Source organism: Ruegeria atlantica (assembly GCF_013032455.1).
Lineage (GTDB): Bacteria > Pseudomonadota > Alphaproteobacteria > Rhodobacterales > Rhodobacteraceae > Ruegeria > Ruegeria atlantica_B.
This window is the reverse complement of the sequence record NZ_WQCF01000018.1, coordinates 18992-36074: the sequence shown is the minus strand read 5'-3', so window position 1 is coordinate 36074 and position 17083 is coordinate 18992. Positions and strand designations below refer to the sequence as shown.

At 54.7% G+C, this 17083-nt stretch carries 15 protein-coding genes and 1 tRNA gene; 4 read left to right on the top strand and 12 right to left on the bottom strand.

What is annotated here, in order from left to right; genetic code table 11:
• A partial coding sequence (locus GOW93_RS20720) for a hypothetical protein (protein ID WP_217354818.1) occupies positions 1 to 193 on the top strand: 193 nt, incomplete at its 5' end.
• A 447-nt stretch (positions 194 to 640) separates the two neighbouring features.
• Here GOW93_RS20720 and GOW93_RS19755 read toward each other — a convergent pair.
• A complete protein-coding gene (locus tag GOW93_RS19755; protein ID WP_170387943.1) occupies positions 641 to 2290 on the bottom strand; it encodes a winged helix-turn-helix domain-containing tetratricopeptide repeat protein in 1650 nt (549 codons plus the stop codon).
• Positions 2291 to 2416: 126 nt separating this feature from the next.
• Here GOW93_RS19755 and GOW93_RS19750 point away from each other — a divergent pair, with 126 nt between their 5' ends.
• Together GOW93_RS19750 and GOW93_RS19745 are read left to right on the top strand one after the other, a co-directional pair.
• A complete protein-coding gene (locus tag GOW93_RS19750) occupies positions 2417 to 3115 on the top strand; it encodes a hypothetical protein (RefSeq protein ID WP_170387941.1) in 699 nt (232 codons plus the stop codon).
• A gap of 108 nt (positions 3116 to 3223) precedes the next feature.
• Complete coding sequence (locus GOW93_RS19745; protein WP_170387939.1) at positions 3224 to 4048, top strand: alpha/beta fold hydrolase; 825 nt, start codon at positions 3224 to 3226, stop codon at positions 4046 to 4048.
• Positions 4049 to 4396: 348 nt separating this feature from the next.
• On the opposite strand, the gene GOW93_RS19740 is transcribed toward GOW93_RS19745, so the two are convergent.
• The 6 genes from GOW93_RS19740 to GOW93_RS19715 all read right to left on the bottom strand — a co-directional run bounded on the left by GOW93_RS19740 (position 4397) and on the right by GOW93_RS19715 (position 10597).
• Complete coding sequence (locus GOW93_RS19740) at positions 4397 to 5680, bottom strand: HupE/UreJ family protein (protein ID WP_170387937.1); 1284 nt, start codon at positions 5678 to 5680, stop codon at positions 4397 to 4399.
• The gene (locus tag GOW93_RS19735) at positions 5673 to 7430 is read right to left on the bottom strand and encodes a hypothetical protein (protein ID WP_170387935.1); all 1758 of its coding nucleotides are present in this window, start codon (positions 7428 to 7430) and stop codon (positions 5673 to 5675) included. The genes GOW93_RS19740 and GOW93_RS19735 overlap by 8 nt, the downstream gene beginning before the upstream one ends.
• A gap of 61 nt (positions 7431 to 7491) precedes the next feature.
• Positions 7492 to 8301: a transporter gene (locus GOW93_RS20805; protein ID WP_170387933.1), complete on the bottom strand. Its 810-nt coding sequence runs from the start codon at positions 8299 to 8301 to the stop codon at positions 7492 to 7494.
• 114 nt (positions 8302 to 8415) lie between these two features.
• Positions 8416 to 9624 (bottom strand): guanitoxin biosynthesis MBL fold metallo-hydrolase GntH, encoded by a 1209-nt coding sequence (gntH, locus tag GOW93_RS19725; RefSeq protein WP_170387931.1) that lies wholly within the window; start codon positions 9622 to 9624, stop codon positions 8416 to 8418.
• A 25-nt stretch (positions 9625 to 9649) separates the two neighbouring features.
• On the bottom strand, positions 9650 to 10243 hold the full coding sequence (locus GOW93_RS19720) for a hypothetical protein (protein ID WP_170387929.1): 594 nt from the start codon (positions 10241 to 10243) through the stop codon (positions 9650 to 9652).
• Positions 10244 to 10318: 75 nt separating this feature from the next.
• Entirely contained in the window at positions 10319 to 10597 is a 279-nt protein-coding gene (locus tag GOW93_RS19715; protein ID WP_170387927.1) for a hypothetical protein, read from the bottom strand.
• 218 nt (positions 10598 to 10815) lie between these two features.
• On the opposite strand from GOW93_RS19715, the gene GOW93_RS19710 reads away from it, so the two are divergent.
• Positions 10816 to 12612 (top strand): tetratricopeptide repeat protein, encoded by a 1797-nt coding sequence (locus GOW93_RS19710; RefSeq protein WP_170387925.1) that lies wholly within the window; start codon positions 10816 to 10818, stop codon positions 12610 to 12612.
• Between the two features lie 247 nt (positions 12613 to 12859).
• On the opposite strand, the gene GOW93_RS19705 is transcribed toward GOW93_RS19710, so the two are convergent.
• The 5 genes from GOW93_RS19705 to GOW93_RS19685 form a co-directional block, all read right to left on the bottom strand.
• Positions 12860 to 12936, bottom strand: a tRNA-Met gene (locus GOW93_RS19705).
• A gap of 83 nt (positions 12937 to 13019) precedes the next feature.
• On the bottom strand, positions 13020 to 13988 hold the full coding sequence (locus GOW93_RS19700) for an alpha/beta fold hydrolase (RefSeq protein ID WP_170387923.1): 969 nt from the start codon (positions 13986 to 13988) through the stop codon (positions 13020 to 13022).
• Between the two features lies 1 nt (position 13989).
• Positions 13990 to 15462: a flavin-containing monooxygenase gene (locus GOW93_RS19695; protein WP_170387921.1), complete on the bottom strand. Its 1473-nt coding sequence runs from the start codon at positions 15460 to 15462 to the stop codon at positions 13990 to 13992.
• A 140-nt stretch (positions 15463 to 15602) separates the two neighbouring features.
• Positions 15603 to 15842: a hypothetical protein gene (locus tag GOW93_RS19690; RefSeq protein WP_170387919.1), complete on the bottom strand. Its 240-nt coding sequence runs from the start codon at positions 15840 to 15842 to the stop codon at positions 15603 to 15605.
• Positions 15843 to 15886: 44 nt separating this feature from the next.
• On the bottom strand, positions 15887 to 17041 hold the full coding sequence (locus GOW93_RS19685) for an aromatic ring-hydroxylating oxygenase subunit alpha (protein WP_170387917.1): 1155 nt from the start codon (positions 17039 to 17041) through the stop codon (positions 15887 to 15889).
• Between the last annotated feature and the right edge of the window lie 42 nt (positions 17042 to 17083).

Sequence of the window (17083 nt, the reverse complement as noted above, 5' to 3'; positions counted from 1 at the left end):
CTTAGTCCTCCGTTTCCTGAACATAACGGTGGACCCGTTCAGTTGGGGAGGCTCAGTCCGTTCGCAGACCTTGATGTGGGGCATCCGTTTCATCTGTCTGTTTGTAGCCGAGGCGGACCCGGTTGGATCCAAGGAACTCCTCAAGCATCACGCGCGTTTAAGTTGTCTGTTTGGCGACAAGTTTTGGCTGTAAGTATCAAGTAAATCGGACTTATTCTGCCCAGTAGATCAGGGCAAGGCGGCTGGAATTGCTTTAGGCCTACGGCGGCCCGACCCATTTTGAATGCTGAAGTTATTGGGAAAAATATGCTACAACCCTTCAGAGCGGCCCAAAAACCTCTTTTGTCTTGTGGTCTTAGCGCAGTCATTTTCACAGATTGAGCCTCATTTGGCCTACAACACGAGCTATTTTGCAATTCTACCAATGTATGCCCTTCGTACATTTGCAGTCCAATTCGCGTCGGTGTTTGCATAGCTGAACCTGAACCCACTTTCCAATAAGTTTCTTCAAGTGGGCGCGGGGCATCAAAGATTTTCGGGCCGTGCTGTCCTGTATGACCGCCGTAGACGACACCTCGAGAATCGAGCCGGATACCGCTATTTTTAATGGGCAGTTTGAGATAGTCCCGTTTGGGTTCGACTATTCTGGAATGCCCGCAACGCGAAGCCCGTCCAAATATCGCTCAAAGTCTTCGGGGTTTTGGAAGTATGGTACGCTTTCCCGAAGCTGCGCAATCGTCACATGGGGCAGCAATTCGCGCAGTTTTGTGCCTGCGGATTGCGCCTTGTCTATTTCATTTAATTGGCCAGATGCGGCGGCCAGCGTACGGTAACCTCCTGGAAACTGTGGGTTTGAGCGGATCGTCTTTTGTGCCCATTCGGCGGCTTCTGCGTCCTGTCCAGCAACAAATGCCGCGACGGCGAGATAATTGAACCAAGTGGCCATATGCATGTCCCGCGGGCTAAGGCGCATCGCCGTCTGAAATTCTTTAACGGCTGCTTCGTATTCACCTGCCACACCCAGCGCCGCACCGAACAGGGCTCGGTTTTCGGCGTCGAGAGGATTAGCGGCAACGGCCCGCTCGTAGAAATGCCGTGCCATGTCATGGTCTTTGGAAAAGAAATGTATCAAGCCGACAACCCGGATTACCTGCGAATCCTGATCGTCGAGGGCCAAGGCCCTTTCCGCGACCTGCAATGCATGCTGAAGTGTGGCCTCGCGGGTGTCCGACCAACCATACAGTGCATCAATCATATATGAAGCTGCCAGTATTGATTGGTAAGTTGCCTGGCTTGGATCAAGTTCAATCGCCTGGACCAATAGCCTTTGTGCTGTGAGGTTGTCGTGACGCGTGAAACGCATGTAGTGCCAGTAACCGCGGACAAATGTGTCCCATGCTTCCAAGTTTCGATCTGTGTCCTTCTGCGCCTTCTGAGTCTCGGCAGTCAGATATTCCGGCGCAACTGAGGCGACGATATTTTCCGTAATTTCGTCCTGAACTTCGAACACATCGCCAAAGTCACGATCATAGCGTTCTGCCCAGATGTGTTTATCGCTGGTGGCATCAATTAGCTGAGCAGTAATCCTGATCTTGTCGTCTGTCTTTCGGACGCTGCCCTCCAACACATATTGCACGCCAAGTTCGTGCGCCACCTGCCTGGCCGGAGGCGACGATCCTTTATAGGTAAATGTAGAGTTTCGACTGACAACAAAGAAATATCCGAAGCGGGACAGATCGGTCATGATATCTTCACTCATCCCATCCGCGAAATAGTCCTGCTCCGGATCATCACTTAGGTTAACAAACGGCAAAACTGCGATAGCGGGCCTGTCGTGAAGCGAAACGGGTGTCGGGCTCGACTTTTGGTCCCAGATCCAGATTGCGGCCAGCGAAATTGCCACTGTCACGATAGCCGCGGAAATCCAGCGTTGCCGATTGGTGAAGATCGACAAACCAAGTTTTGGTTCAGTTTCCCTCGCTTCGCCCCTGAGATCGGCGACGAAGCGAAACCCGTGGCCATGGCTCGTTTTGATGGCTTTTTGCGTTTTACCGTCGTCGCCGAGTGCATTACGCAGCGCATTGATGCGGCTGCTGAGCGTCGCATCGGAAACGACGCGTCCCTTCCACACCTTTTCGAAGATTTCATCCTTACCCACCACACGATCGCGGTTTTCGATCAGCAGCAACAGAAGATCAAAAACTTGCGGTTCCACGGATATAGTTGTGTCGCCACGCCTCAACTCCCGAAGGTCCGTGTCGAGCGTGAACAGGTCAAACTTGTACAGCATTGCCCTGAATTCCCTTCACGGCTCCATTTTAAAGGAAATCTGAAGGAAAAATCAAAACCTCCTCCAAGCTTTTTTAGATCGCTCTTCCCACTATCGATAAGTCCGTTCATCAAGGAGGAATAGATTATGAGACATTTGACGACCCGGCTATCTATCCTTTTCGCCATCACCGCAGCCCATCCCGCAATGGCTGAGGGAATAGAAATGGCTTTTGTGGATCACATTGAGGCCGGGATGATCGAACAGGACGTGTTTGTCGCTCGACACGCTGAGGACAACACTGTCTTTCGCGTGACGACCGAAGATTACCAACAGTATTTCGAAAACACGGTTTACACGACGGCCGAGATGACACCGCACGACCCGATGAATGTCGATGCCGTTGGTCCTCATCCTATCGGATTCGATCTCGGAATTTCACTTGGCGACTGGCTGGCAGCATCGGGCACTGCGTCATATCAATGTTCGGACGAGACTGGAGAGATATCGGTAGTGTTCACAGGTCTGGTTCCCAACGGTCTCTACACATTGTGGACTTTCTACATGCCGGTTCCATTCACCGAACCGTTTTCGACCTATGACATTCCGATTGGCGCACGGGACGGTAAAGACAGCGTATTTCGGGCTGGACCTGAAGGCTCCGCCGTTTTTGAATTGGCTTTCGAACCTTGCCTGCAGGGATCAAGCAGCCAACTCGTTTCCGGCCTGGCCGCCGCGTATCACAGCGACGGTAAGACCTATGGGCACGAACCAGGAACGATGGGCGACAAAACACATGTCCACCTTTTCGCCGTTCTGCCAAGTGACCCTGAAATGCCTCGCTGACAACCGCCGGACTGCAACTCGTTTGGGCAGGAGACTGAATGCCGGGCTCCGCCCGTCTATGAGGTCCCGAACGGTTTGTTTTTGGCCTCAGAAATCCAGGAGGAAAAATTGCAAAGTTTGAGCTCCCGATCCGACCCAATAACCGAAATTTCGCCAGTCGTCGCACTGCATTGCTCCGGCCACGACAGCCACCAATGGGACTTCTTGCGCACGTTGATCGAACCGAGTGTGCCCTTCTATGCCTTCGACCTGATCGGCACGCCAGCCCGAGGACCGTGGAAGGGAGGCCCCAAGTTTGGATTGCAGGACGAGGCCGTCGCTCTGATCACTCATATTACGCGAATTGGAGAACCGGTTCACATTGTTGGGCATTCTTACGGGGGTGCGCTGGGGCTACACATTGCCGGTAACCAACCGGAACTCGTACTCTCTCTTTGCCTGTACGAACCGACGAGTTTTTCATTGCTTAAAACGGATCAGGTCGAGGATGGGCGACTTCTGAAGGAAATCGAAACCTTGGCGTCAGACATTCAATCGGCAGTGGAACAGGGCTGTAGTGAGTTTGCAGCGAGTTTGTACACCGATTTCTGGGGTGGCGTCGGTAGTTGGCAAACGTTGTCGCGCGCCCGCAGGCAGGCGCTCGCCGACTGGATTCCCAAAGTTGTTTTGGATTTCCAAGCCCTGATTGACGAGCCAGCGCAGACACGCAATGTGTTCGTTCCTACAACACTTATGTTTGGTAGCCAGTCTCATCCACATACACAGCGCATCGTCGAAATACTCACCCGCGACTTGGATCAGGCAAAACTAACAGAGATACCCGGTGCTGATCACCTTGGTCCATTCCGGTTTCGTGATTGCGTTGCCGGTGTGATATGGCGGCACTTGCTGGAGCATTCGTCCACCAAGGACCGCAGTCGAATAAGCGCATGATACAAGGGCAAGTATTCTTGAAAACTAGGTAGAAATCCTACAACCTGGTTCGGAGTTGCCTTGCTTTAGAAAATGCAGCGACCCGGACGATCTGTTTCTTGGCTCCGTTCGGCCAAATTCCGCCGTTCAAGATCTCCGAAATCGCGGCACTGCGGCATTCTCGAACCGGACATTGGCGTAGAAAGCACGCTGCTTGCTCAGGCAAATGTAATGTCTGCCTTTGTGTTGTTCGCAGCTTTGACGTCTGCCTGCTTTCGCATTGGCCGCTTCCAAGAAACACTGACTATGAGAGTATGATTGTTTTACTGACCTCGGACAGATTCCCAACTCGGCGTCAGAGTTATGACTTTAGCTTAGCAGCATCTCCAGAAAGTCTTTTCCGCGCACAAAAGTCCACCAGCTTGCAACCGTTCCGCACCCAATCGCTATCGTTACTCTCAACGACATCTCCGGGGTTGGACCAAGCTTGGTGAATAGGGACAGCAGCGGCCAGGTGACCAGGACAATTGCAAGTTGCCCAACTTCAACGCCGACGTTGAAAGCCAATAAGCTCTGCCAGATATTCGGAGACGTTACCTGCAAAATTTCATGAAGGACGAAACTGAAACCGAGACCGTGAAGGAGGCCCATCAGGACGGTAATGACAAAAACCTTTCTGTTGGAGTCGATATCTGAGCGGCCCTCCAACACTGCCAGAAAAGCCGCATAGATTATCGACAAAGCGATACCCGTTTCCACGAATGGGACAAACCATGCGCCCGATGGCACGTAGCCAAAGAAGCCAAGTGACAAGGTGACGCTGTGACCAACTGTAAAGCCGGTGACCCGCCATAAAAGCGCATGCAATCCGTGCGCTCCGATGACGAGGCAAATAACGAACAGAACATGGTCGATGCCCTCCAGAATGTGGCGCACGCCCTCCCAAATAAAGGTTGCGATCCCTGCTATTCTGGAGCGGGAGACCTCGATCGGGTCCTTCATCAACCCCCGTGTTCGAAAAATCAATGGATCCCCAACACCGTAATCCAGGATGAGGTTCGCGGTCATTTCCTGATCCGGCAAACCGGGGTCCAGCAGGCTTGAAAGAGCGTAGGCGGAAGGTGCCTGCCCGAATTGGTAGTGTATTACAATGTCCACAACCACGTCGCCGACATAGGCAGGCGGATTGGACTGCAGGGTTGAGCCTTGAGATACAGCTTGTTTGGCTTCATTCAAAGTTGCAAACCCGGGTTCTTGGCCCACCCGATGAAGCGCAACAGATTCAACATTGCCAGGAACATGCGTATTCCGGACCTCTAAGGCCGTACCAATCTCAGCGATTTGGCCGAGCCCAAGCGGGTCTACGGCGATTTCGGCGGGATCGACAAAGTGAACCACGCGGCCATCCTCAAAAGCATTGGTCGTAAACGGTGCGGCGGACGGAAGGTCGCCCTCAACTGGTTCACCGGTCTTGTCCGCGACAAGATATGGCATCGGCACGCGTAGAAAGATGCGGAGCCCGTCATTTGTGTGTTCAACATGAAGAATCCGCACATTGAGGTTCAGAAGGAAATGCGCCTGGCTTGCGACCGCAGGAACGATCAGACAAGCAGTAACACATACCAGGAGGATATTTCGCAAACGATCAGACATCTGGTGAGCGTGCCTCCAGCACTGTGATGGCTGTGAGAACCCAGTTTCCTTGGTCGGGCTGGATCTCTACTCGGGCGCGATAATCGACGCGCCGACGGTGATCATGACCCCAATGTCCGGCCCTAGCGTCGACGCGCCACTGCACAACGCCTTCGAACTGTCCTCTGCGGGTCATGCCGCCTTCGACAATAACAACATCCGTGACGTCGACGATTTGCGCGCGTCCGCCACCGGGCACTCGGATCGTCAAGCTGGTTTCCAACTCAGCAGCCACATCAGCGAGCGATGTGTCGATGACGATCGGTGCAAGCGCCAGTTTCCGCTCTTCGGGAAACACTTCAAGAGCGGCTACATATGTGTTTGTCAGAAGACGGGAAAATGCACTCGTCACAATCTGCGTGTCGGATTTGCCGGAGATCGGGTTTAGGACCGAAATTGCGTGTTTCCCTGAAAAAGCGATGCTTGCAAAAAGAGACACCGTTGATAGCGCCATAGCGCAAATCCATATCAGTTTCTTGGATGATCGGAATGCGATCACGCCTGCGCCCGCGGACAGGACAACAGCTAACACTATCCACAATGGTATGACAAAGATCCCCGCCGCCTGAACCGGCGTAACTTTCGGGTCGTTGTATCGCTTCAAATGATTGGTCCATGTGACGGCAGGTTCGTCCGGCGATGCCCATGCATAAAACGGGCCGGCAATGTCAGTCAGAGTTATCGGAACTTTCTGGATCGTGTCACCAAACATGTCCCAGTTAATTGACGCTGTGGTCGGCAGTTCCGAGACCGGATAAGTCAGTATCAAGCCGACGAACGTCGTATCGGCTATCAGCGTCGGAGCGCCTTCAACCACTTGAAACCCTCTTTCTCCTAACGTCAGAAATGCTCCACGAGCCGAAGCAGATGCGACAGTCTCACCGGAGATACTCAGTGGATTGCGGTCTTTGAACTCTTCCAGAGCAGCGGACATTATCTGCGATTGAAGCGCAGGTTCCAGCCTGTTACCGGTCGTAAATTCCTGGTCAATCCACGACGCAAGTTCTCGAACCCGGATGAGTATTTCGTGACGAAGTTCACGAGGCGCCACGTAAAGAAATGACGAAGTGCCGTCTTGTGCCGACCGGTTGAAATTGGGGTTTGTGAAGGCTGAATACCACGGATCGGTCCAATCAATGGTCAGTTGCATATCTGTTTTCAGAAAACTGAACCGCGAAACCGGGACCGCACGATCGAAAAGCATGAACCCAATTGAGGCTGCGGGCGCTTCATCCTCGGCATAGAGCGGGCTCAGGATCAGAGTTTCGGGCCGCGCACCCTCGAAACTGTAGAACACCTCAAGATACATAACGTCCGAATTTTCAGGCGGACTGGGGATTGGCCTTCCGGTGAGGGGGTCGGTCATTCCAGCAAAAGGCGACGCCCGGTCAATTCTCTGTCGGTGTTCCACACGTATCACGTCAAACGGCAGCGATTTCCCGTCAGTGCGAGCGACCACAAGGCTTTCCGGGTTCTCGCCGAGTGACTGATGAAACTTGGCCGGTGTCGCAAGGGATGCCGTTGTGAGCTTCAACTGAAAGGCGTGTTCGAAAACCTCCAAATCCTCGGGGTAGATTTCCAGTTCCAGACGAATGCCCCCGTCTTCAATTCGGAACACAGCGATATTTCTGGCGACTTCTGCCCCGCTGTACGGGATCACATCACCCTTGACGGCGGTCGCAAGGATGGAAACCGCAAGGGCCGCCAGCAAGCGTCTGATATGTCCTAATAATCTCGCCATTGTTCAAAGAAACGGTGCAACGTTTCCCCTTTTATTTCCGCGGATACACAAGGGTCGCAGACAGCCGAGCTCCCCAGCCATCCGGACCGGAGTCTGGAGAAGCCAGGTAGTTGCGCGCGCCCGCCTGCAGCGATACGCGCTGTCCTCCAAACCTGACCAGCTTAGAAATCATGAGATTCACCGGCGCGGTCCACTCGTCCGTGGTCCAGTCATAGGTGGATTCGGAATTCACCGTGTAAGTCCAAGCGTCCTTGGTGGTGTGCGCCAGAAAGGGCTGAAGGTAAGTTGAATTGATGTCGTCGCTTTCGAATGACCAGATATGGTTACCCAGCCCACCAATGGTCCAGGGCCCCTCCTGAACCAGTACGACACCAGTGATCCCGCCGCCCCAATCGCCCACGCCCAGTTCACGGTTACTGGAGGTCGGCAAATAGAAGATGGGTCCGACGCCCCATGTAAACGACGACTTGGTTGGGCTGAACCAAAGGCTTACCGTCGTATCCCCGAAACCCTGGTTGCTCCCGGACTTGCCGGAAACATCGTTCTGCCATTTGTAAGGAATGATCGTCCGGGTGATTAGGTTCAGATTATCGTTCAAGGAAAAGGGTATGACAGGTTGAATGTTCAGAGTTGTCTGATTGCCATCTTCGCTGCCGTAACCGGTGTCGTAATTGAACTGGAACGGAACCGAGATCAGCGACGCCAGCGGGTTCGACAATTGCTTGGCCAGTTCCGAGTCATCTGCTGCAGCGGGGCTCGATGCCAGAGCGGAAAGAGCAACCGACGCCAATATGCCTGATCGAGCCGGTTTGGACAAAAGGGATTTGGCAAGAGCTGTCATAAATCCGTTCTTTCCTTGAAACTCTTTCCCTCACGCAGTCGGACAGAGACGTATCGACCTGCGATACTTGGGTTTACAGGCGCGTCCGGCGGGGACGCGCCCTCCAAGTGCGGGCTACTTGTCATCCGGCATCTTCGGCGGAGTGTATCCCTTCCATTTCCCAGCCAAAACTTTGTCGGAGGGTTCCTTTTCCTTGGACCGTGGCGCGTCGATATAGGCCTGCGACACGGAAGGGGGCAGCGCGTATTCGTCCACCGATGCTTCTCGTACCACGATCTTGTCTTTGGTCACGTTGATGACTGTCAGATCTCGGGCCAGTGTCAACTCACCGTCATAAGTTGAACGGATGCCCTCTAAGATCGCCTGATAGTTTTCCGGCGACAATACGGAGTGGTACCCCATGGCGTGGCGCGGTTTGACCTCGGCCATGACTTTCCCAAAAGCTGCCGGTTCGGTATGAACGCGCGTTGAAACATATGTGGCTTGTCCGAGGCTCCAGCCGAAATAAGGCGCCAGTGCTTTAGGCGGCAGGAATGCCTCATGAGTGGCGAGATCGGCACCTTTAGCGTATTTCACGTACCATTTGTTTGGATATGTATCGCCACCGAACACGTACTTCAGCCCGTTCCATTCCAGCGAATAACTTACCGATCCATCCAGACTATGAATTGCCGGCCAGGACCGGATCGTCACGCCATTTTCCTCGTAGACAACCTCGTTTTCTTGCATGTAGTCGAATTCGGTGACTTCAATCTTGGCTCCATCATCCGGCAATGCGCCAGTGCGCCCGTCCAGATCCCAGGCGTAGGCGGCCTTACTGTTTTCAACGAAGGCCTTGATGCCCATTTCCGGAGTCGATCCGGTGGGACCATAAATCCGTAAAGGAGTGTATCGCCCCGACAGCCAACTGCCGATGTGCAGCCCCATGAAGTCGCCGACATGATCGACATGCAGGTGGCTGACGAAAACTTTGTCAATTTTCGAAAAGTCTGGCCGAAGGGAAAATAGATTGCCCATCGAGCCCATACCGATGTCGAACAGGAATACGTCGCCATTGCCAAGTTCAACGAGAAACGAAATGGACACCGCAGCCTTTGTCTGGTTCGGCATGCCGGTTCCTAATGCGGTGATCCGCATTTCATCGGTCCCCAGGATTTCCGTATTCGGGAAATAGCTGGCCGGATACTCTTCGTCACTGATCTGCGTGGCGGTCCGGCCGGTCGGCAGGTTTTCGGCATAAGCTGCGGCGACGCCAAAGGACATTGCCAAGGTTGTGCAGGCAAATGCCAAATTGTGAAATCTTCTACCAATGCAATAAAACATATTCTCCTCCATCATTTATCTTGTCTCAGTTGCAAACGAGGCCGGGCCCGCAGTTGCAAAGATCGTCCGGGTTATCGGGGTTGTCGGCGGCACAGTGACGAACTTCGCGGCGGTCATGTCGGCGATGCACACCTGCCACCGATCCCGGCGACATTGGTCGGCCGAAATGGTCGATGAACAACGTGCCCGGGCCTGTGGCTTGTGGAATGTCACCCTTGATGACCTTGACGCCGGGATAGGTCATCGTTCCCTGATCGTTCACTGGCCGCTGCGACAACTCCACGACCACATCGACAGGCGGTTCGCCATCCGCAACGATGGTCAGTAAGGCGTTGGGCGGGTCCACGGCAAAGCTGTCGTCACCTTCGGACACCATGTCCAGAAAGCCCTGTATGCTTTGCACACCCGCATACCGAACCGGCCTGTCACAGAAGAATGTGACGATCGGGCTGACATCTGTCATCGTGATCGTGTCCGAGGTCATCGACACTGAACCGGCATTTTGCACAAACAACGCCTTGCACTCCTGGCCATCACCGTCCTGTGCCTGAGCAGTGGAAATGAGGCCGAGCACCATTGGAAATACGAAGAAAAGCGTCTGGCAGGTTCGTTTAATCATTCCTGTCTCCTTGCTTGCTGGAATTCAGGTCACGGCGTCGCGCAAGTTGCCTGTTCGGGCGACCGTCGTGTTGCATCACTGGTGACCTTTTGCCTTGGGTCTGGCCCTGGCCAAGTTGATGTATTCCATCAGTTCGAGGCTAAGATCCTCGCAGATCAGGTGATATTCGGCCGCTCGGGCTTGCCCGTGTTCCCCCTTAGCTTGAAAGCTGTGGAAGGCGGTCACTGCCTCGCCGAAGTCACGGCAAATCGCTTGAAACTTTGGATCGCTCCGCGACAAAGACACGATTGTGAATTCATCTTTGGGCGATTGTTTCACCAATTCGGAACATCCGGCAGCAAGAAAGTTTTCCACTTGCTCCCCTCCCGTCAAAGACCATTGGCCATCCGTGAGATTCTGTCACCACGGTTTGTCTGCTGGGGCACCCCATGGAGACACCAGATTAACATCCGAGGTCTGTGGACCGGGGTAACGAACATGTTCTGAACGTGTTCTAAACCTTAAAAATTCTTTTGTATGAATGTAATGCTGGACGTGGTCCGAATAACCCGGGTATCGTTAGGTTAGTTTGGATGGAACGAACACAGCCGACAGATACTGCGATGGAAAGTCAGTTATCCGAGCGGAAGTCAGAGCCGCCTCTGGAACAGGCGGCCATAGACGAACAGCTCGACCGTATGTTTGAGAGTTCTCAGTTTGGTGCGAATGACCGCCGACGCGCGTTCCTCAAATACATCGTCGATGAAACACTGGCCGGGCACGCTGACCGGCTGAAGGGCTATTCGATTGGCGTTTCCGTTCTGGGCCGATCCGAGGATTTCGACGCGACTTCAGACCCGGTTGTACGCCTGGAAGCGCGCCGTTTGCGGCGCGAGATGGAACACTATTACCTGACGGACGGAAACAATGATCCTTTGGTGATTACCATTCCCAAAGGGTCATATGTTCCGTCGTTCGAATTTCGGGATGTAACTTCGGCGCCTTCCGATAAGCCAGATCGGACAGGCAAGCGCGGTAGAACCGGCTTGCGGGCTCCGAACTGGGTCGTGTTGCTTTTGTTGACGCTGTTGGTGGGCGTGACAGCTTTCATGCTGTTCCAAAGTTTCGAAACTGAAAGCCTGTCTAACGATCAGGCGACCACGGACAATGACCTTTGGGGAGATTTACCTGTCGTTGCCGTGATGCCGTTCACTCCTTTGGGAAACAGCGCAGTTTCATCCGTGGCAGCCAGAGGCATCGCCGAGGATATCACAACCGATCTGGCGCGGGTGCAGGGCTTGCGCGTGATCTCGTATGCGTCGACGGCCGGACTCTCCGACGGAGCCATCGATCTGATCGACGAGGGGCGCAAGCTGGGTGCGACTCATGTTCTAAGGGGCAGCCTGCAGACGATGGCGGATGGATATCGGCTCAACATTGGTCTGGTCGATACGGAAAGCCGGGGCGAAATCTGGGCCAAGCGGTTCGACTATAAAACCAAGGATCGCTTCGACACTCAGACAGAGATTTCGCGCGAGATTAGCTCTACTTTCTCCATCGAATTATTCCCCGAACTGACTTCCAGAATAGAGGATGCGCGCTGGACACGTCGGGATGCCAGAATTCTGTATCAGCAGGCACTGGACATCATTCACCCACCAAGCGACCCGTCGAGGTTCGACGCCGCACACACATTGCTGCAGCGTGTTGTGCGGTTGGAGCCGAACACCCCGCACGGTTATGCGGGTCTGGCGTTCGCGGAAGCGCACCGAACCTGGTTTGGGCTGGCCTCAAATACCGATGAAACGCGCGACTTAATCAGGCAAAATGCTGAAATCGCGCTGGAAATGGACACGGCGAGTGTTCGTGCGCTGTTGACGTTGGGCATTCTTGAAATCTTGATGGGAAATCCGCAACCTGCGATTGATTTCGGTGAACGTGCGGTCGAGCAGGAACCGAGTTCCAGCCTGGCGCATGGCTATCTGGGAATGTTTTTTTTGTATGCCGGGAAACCGGATCTGGCAATCACGCCGCTGAAACGGTCGCTAAGCCTCGACCCCCTAAGTATCCGACGACCCTACAGAAATATGCTAGGTGTTTCGCTATTCCACGCGGGAAACTATCGCGAGAGTCTAGACATAATACAGGATAATCTGGACCTCGGCGGACCGTTCGGCCCTCATATGATGGCCTATCAGGCTGCTGGCAACGCCGCGCTCGAACAATTCGACCAAGAAGCGGAAATCATTGAAAGCCTGGCAGCCATGATCGCCGAAGGTGAGACCTTTCCGCTCCAACGGTGGCTGGAAAAGGTGATATATGATCCAAAAATGATGCAGCCGTTGCTGGACGAGTACGAAAAGGCCAAAGCGCTGGCAGAGTCGCGATAACGACCAGCAGTATTGCATGAGTGCCTTCTGGCACCCTCCGCCATTTTGATCTTATGTCCGGTTCAAAGACAATCGTCGATCTATTTTGCGTCAGCAGCGATCTTCTGCTTTCCGCCCGTAGCGAATCCCAGCTCTATTCGCTGGTCAAAATTCGTCTGCTGTTACCCAAAATGTCACCCAAAGCCGATTTGGACTACGCCCAAACGGCGCAATACTCGCGTATCTGTCTGATTTATCATGGAGGTTTTGGTAGCGGAGGAGGGACTTGAACCCCCGACACGCGGATTATGATTCCGCTGCTCTAACCAACTGAGCTACTCCGCCATGAGTGAGAGGCGATTTAAGGGAGGGGTTGAGGAGGGTCAAGAGGGAAAACACGGTCAAAGTCGGATTCTTTGCTGCACTCGTCAAACCGTCTTGTTGGAGGCCTCGGCACACGCAGCTTCGGTGATCCGCCGGATGAAGGCGGCGCAGGCATCGGGCGCAGTGATCAGGATCATGTGACCGGCCTTGTCGATGGTGTCGCTTGTCAGGCCAAAGGGTTTCATGGGTTCCCCCTGCTTTTGCGGAGACAGGATTGCGTCCTGAGCGCCGTACAGAATTCCTCCGGGTACAGTTAGCTCAGCGTATCTGGCCATTTGCGCGTCGATGCTTTCATCGACGCCGACAACATCCTGCGAGCCGGTGATGAAGGCCGAGGGGCGCAGACCCAGTGCGCCACCGGCGCGATCGAGAAAGTCCTCAGGCGCGGGTTCGGGGTCGAAAACGATGCTCAGCGTGTGGGGGGCGGTTTTGGCCGCAAGTGGCACGGCAATTGTGTTACCGATCAAGCTGCGCAACCATTCGGCGCGAATCCCCAGTGGTTTGAAAACCTGTGGTGGGGTTGCCATTTTCTGCGTCAAAGGTGCCAGCAAGGCCAGCGCTTTGGTCTTGTCTGGATGCTCCAGCGCCATAGCCAGCGAGACGGCGCCCCCCAACGAGTGACCAACCAGAACTGCGTCAGATATGTCCTTGGTGTCCAGAAACTCCTGTATCATCCGTGCTTGTTCGGGCAGACTGCCCAGATCGGCGCTGTCACGGGTCGAGTATCCGCAGCCTGGCCTGTCGACGGCAATGATGTGGTAGTCATCAGCCAGAATATCGACCAGAGCATAGGTGAAATGCTGCAATTGCCCGGTCAGCCCGTGGATCATAACGATGGTCTGTTTCGACGGGTCACCTTTCTCGACATAATGAATGCTACCGCCCTTCACAGGCACGATGTCTCCAAGTTGCGGCACCCGCTTGAGCCCATCGCGGGTGAGTCTGCGGGTCCACAGGTTCATGCCGACAAAAAATGCGGTGATGAGCAGGACAATGGTAAGAAGAGTGATCATCTCAGCGGTCTCCGCCTTGTGATGGGGCAGGGGTGTATTGTTCCAGCCCGGATCGCGCCATGCGTTTTTCATATTCCGACACGGTGCCTGGCCACAGGGTTGTGTTGCGACCTTTGGCATCCTGATACCAGGAGGTACAACCACCCGCTTGCCAGACACTGTCCGAATGGCGGTCCTGCATCTCTTGCGTGAATGCCGTTTGCTTGGCGGCGTCGGCCGTGATGGCCTGTATTCCGTCGCGTTTCATCTGATCCAGTACGCGGCCGATATGGCGGACCTGCGCCTCGATCATCAGTACGACCGAGTTGTGACCCAACCCGGTATGCGGCCCCAAAAGGATAAAGAAGTTCGGGAACCCGGCTATTGCAGTCCCCAAATTGGCTTGCATCCCGTTAGCCCACGCATCACGCAGGGTCAGGCCGTCAATGCCGGTGATGTCGAGGCGCTCGATCACGTCGGTCACGCGAAACCCTGTGCCCCAGATCAGAATATCAGCCTGCGCGTGACTACCGTCTGAAGCTATTACTTGGTTCCCCTTAATCGAGGTTGCCCCGTAGGGGATCACCGACACGTTCTTTCGCGCCAGAGCCGGATACCAGTCGTTTGAACTGAGGATGCGTTTGCAGCCGATCCGGTAGTCGGGTGTCAGACGCTTGCGTTCTTCGGGGTCGGAAATCGCTTTCTCCAACCCTCTACGCCACATTTTCATGGCAAAATTCACCATCCGCTCTTCTCCGCGAAAGACGCGGTGGCGGTATTCGAAAACTATATAATTCAGCTTGCGTCGCAATCGTGGCAGGATCGGGATGAGCCGGTACAACCTGCGAACCCACAGTGCAATCGGGCCGTCAGGACGGGGCAGGACGTACGGTGCGGTACGCTGAAAGATGATGACATGAGCAGCTGTCTTGGCAATCTCGGGCACGAACTGCACGGCCGACGCTCCGGTGCCGAGCACAGCGATGCGTTTTCCTGCAAACTCCGTATTGTGATCCCACTCGGCAGAGTGGAATTTGGGGCCGGGAAAGCTGTCGGTGCCCGGTATATCAGGAATGCTGGGCAGGTGCAGTGCGCCGATGGCCGAGATTAGAAACCGCGCCGACCAACGCTGCCCATCCTCTGTTGCCACCTGCCATCGGGTGCCGTCCCAGTGGGCGGACTTGAATTGCTGGTTGAAGTGGCACAACTCATACAAGCCCTCATCCCGGCAGACTTTTTGCAGATAGGCCTGAATCTCAGGACCTTCGGCATAGGCTCGGCTCCAATCCGGGTTCAGATGTGTGGCCATCGAATACAGGTGCGAGGGGATATCGCAGGCCACGCCGGGATAGGTATTCTCGCGCCAGGTGCCGCCGATATCCCCTGCTTTTTCAAGGATGGCGATATCACGGATGCCGCGATTGCGGGCCTCGATCGCCATGGTCAGGCCTGAAAACCCGGCGCCGATAATCAGCATATCCGTGCAATGCTCCATGCACTCGACCCTCCCAAAACGACCGTGACGGTCCGGTTTGAGTATAGTCAGAGAGGCGCATGTGAACAGCCTGCCCTTGGGTCAGGGACAGGTCACGGTATACGCACGCGAATAGGGGGGTATGGATTTCCGGTGCTACCCTAGAACTCCAGCCGATGCGCCCGATCTTGAGCGGCCAGTCTGGCGTTCAGCGTGTCTGCTTCGGGCGCGCCAGCTTCCAGCGCAAACACAAAGGCATGGGTCAGATAGAAACAGGTCGCGTCTATATCCTGAGAGGCTTCGCAATCATCTGCGGCGATGGTGTAATAGCGGATCAGGGCCGCATGGTCGTCTCGATCATGGGCCTCAAGCAGCAGGCGATCCAATTCATCTTTACCCATTGCATCTCTCGTCTGAAGCGGCCAGCCGAGGGGCTGGCCTGATCTTACTCTGTGCGACCGTTTTCGATTTGGGTGGCGACCCAGTGGTGAAAGTTATGCGTCGGCCCGTCCATGGCCGGCGAAAACCGCCCACCGTCGAAAAGCACCCCGTGCCGGCCCTTCTGCATGCCTTCGACCACAAATACATCCTCTTCAAACACGGTTTTCCAAAGTTGCGCGTTCGAGGCCCGCAAACCATCATGCTGGGGCGTGTCTTCAACGCTTTGGGCGTAGTACAGCTCGATATGCTCGACGGTATTTTCGTGGTCCACCGGTTCCAAAACGATGGCAAAAGCATGGTCACGCTGCACACCGAGCAGGACATTGGGGTAAAGCGCCACATATTCCGCACCTTCGCCCCACTTGTCGCTTAGCCCGTCGAAATCCGGAAATGTTGCGCCGTCCTGATCGGTGAGCTGACGATAGACCAGTGAGCCCTGACCCGAGTAATGCCCGCGGGCTTCGATGTTATAGTGATCTTCCAGCCGGGAATAGCTGTTCAGGCCAGGATGGACCCAGGGCAGGTGGTAGCTTTCACAGTAATTCTCGACCGCCAGTTTCCAATTGGTCCTAACCTCCAGCTTGAAAGAGGACGTCTCACCACCGTGATGTAGGGGCTTTTCGAACTCTTTCCACCGTTCCAACAGGGCGCCGTGGGCGTCTTCGAACTCTGACGCGTTGCCTTCGACGTTTACAAAGATCACATCGCGCCAGACATGCGAGCGCACCCGCACCAGCCCCAGATCGTCGCGGTTGACGTCTTCGTGCTTGTTCTGACCCGGGCCGCCGACATGTGGTGTGGCGCGCAACTCACCTTTCAGGCTGTAGCACCAGCTGTGATAGGGGCAGCGAATGGCGCCGCCTATCTTACGTGGTGTGTCGACCAAGATCATTCCACGATGGCGGCAGGTGTTTTGAAACACGCCAATTTCACCATCGCGGTCCCGAACGATAAGCAGTGGCATGCCCAGAAAATCGACCGGTTTTGCGTCGCCCTCCTCGGGCACATCTTTGCCAAAGCCGATCCCGGACCAATTGGCATAAAGCACCGATCGCTTTTCCTCGGCAAAAATGGCGGGGTCAATGTAGTGTTCATTCGGCAGGCCGTTGGCGACAGTCACATCGGCCAATACGGAAGACAGCGTGCTGTGCTTGTTCATCGGGCTCTCCTGAAGGTTGCTGGACGCGTTCCTTTTCCTATT

What these genes read in the sequence shown, in the direction of transcription:
- GOW93_RS19690 (WP_170387919.1), bottom strand. Translation starts at nt 15,842, where the DNA reads ATGGGTAAAGATGAATTGGATCGCCTGCTGCTTGAGGCCCATGATCGA.
- GOW93_RS19720 (WP_170387929.1), bottom strand. Translation starts at nt 10,243, where the DNA reads ATGATTAAACGAACCTGCCAGACGCTTTTCTTCGTATTTCCAATGGTG.
- GOW93_RS19750 (WP_170387941.1), top strand. Translation starts at nt 2,417, where the DNA reads ATGAGACATTTGACGACCCGGCTATCTATCCTTTTCGCCATCACCGCA.
- GOW93_RS19700 (WP_170387923.1), bottom strand. Translation starts at nt 13,988, where the DNA reads ATGATCACTCTTCTTACCATTGTCCTGCTCATCACCGCATTTTTTGTC.
- GOW93_RS20805 (WP_170387933.1), bottom strand. Translation starts at nt 8,301, where the DNA reads ATGACAGCTCTTGCCAAATCCCTTTTGTCCAAACCGGCTCGATCAGGC.
- GOW93_RS19740 (WP_170387937.1), bottom strand. Translation starts at nt 5,680, where the DNA reads ATGTCTGATCGTTTGCGAAATATCCTCCTGGTATGTGTTACTGCTTGT.
- GOW93_RS19685 (WP_170387917.1), bottom strand. Translation starts at nt 17,041, where the DNA reads ATGAACAAGCACAGCACGCTGTCTTCCGTATTGGCCGATGTGACTGTC.
- GOW93_RS19755 (WP_170387943.1), bottom strand. Translation starts at nt 2,290, where the DNA reads ATGCTGTACAAGTTTGACCTGTTCACGCTCGACACGGACCTTCGGGAG.
- GOW93_RS19695 (WP_170387921.1), bottom strand. Translation starts at nt 15,462, where the DNA reads ATGGAGCATTGCACGGATATGCTGATTATCGGCGCCGGGTTTTCAGGC.
- gntH (WP_170387931.1), bottom strand. Translation starts at nt 9,624, where the DNA reads ATGTTTTATTGCATTGGTAGAAGATTTCACAATTTGGCATTTGCCTGC.
- GOW93_RS19710 (WP_170387925.1), top strand. Translation starts at nt 10,816, where the DNA reads ATGGAACGAACACAGCCGACAGATACTGCGATGGAAAGTCAGTTATCC.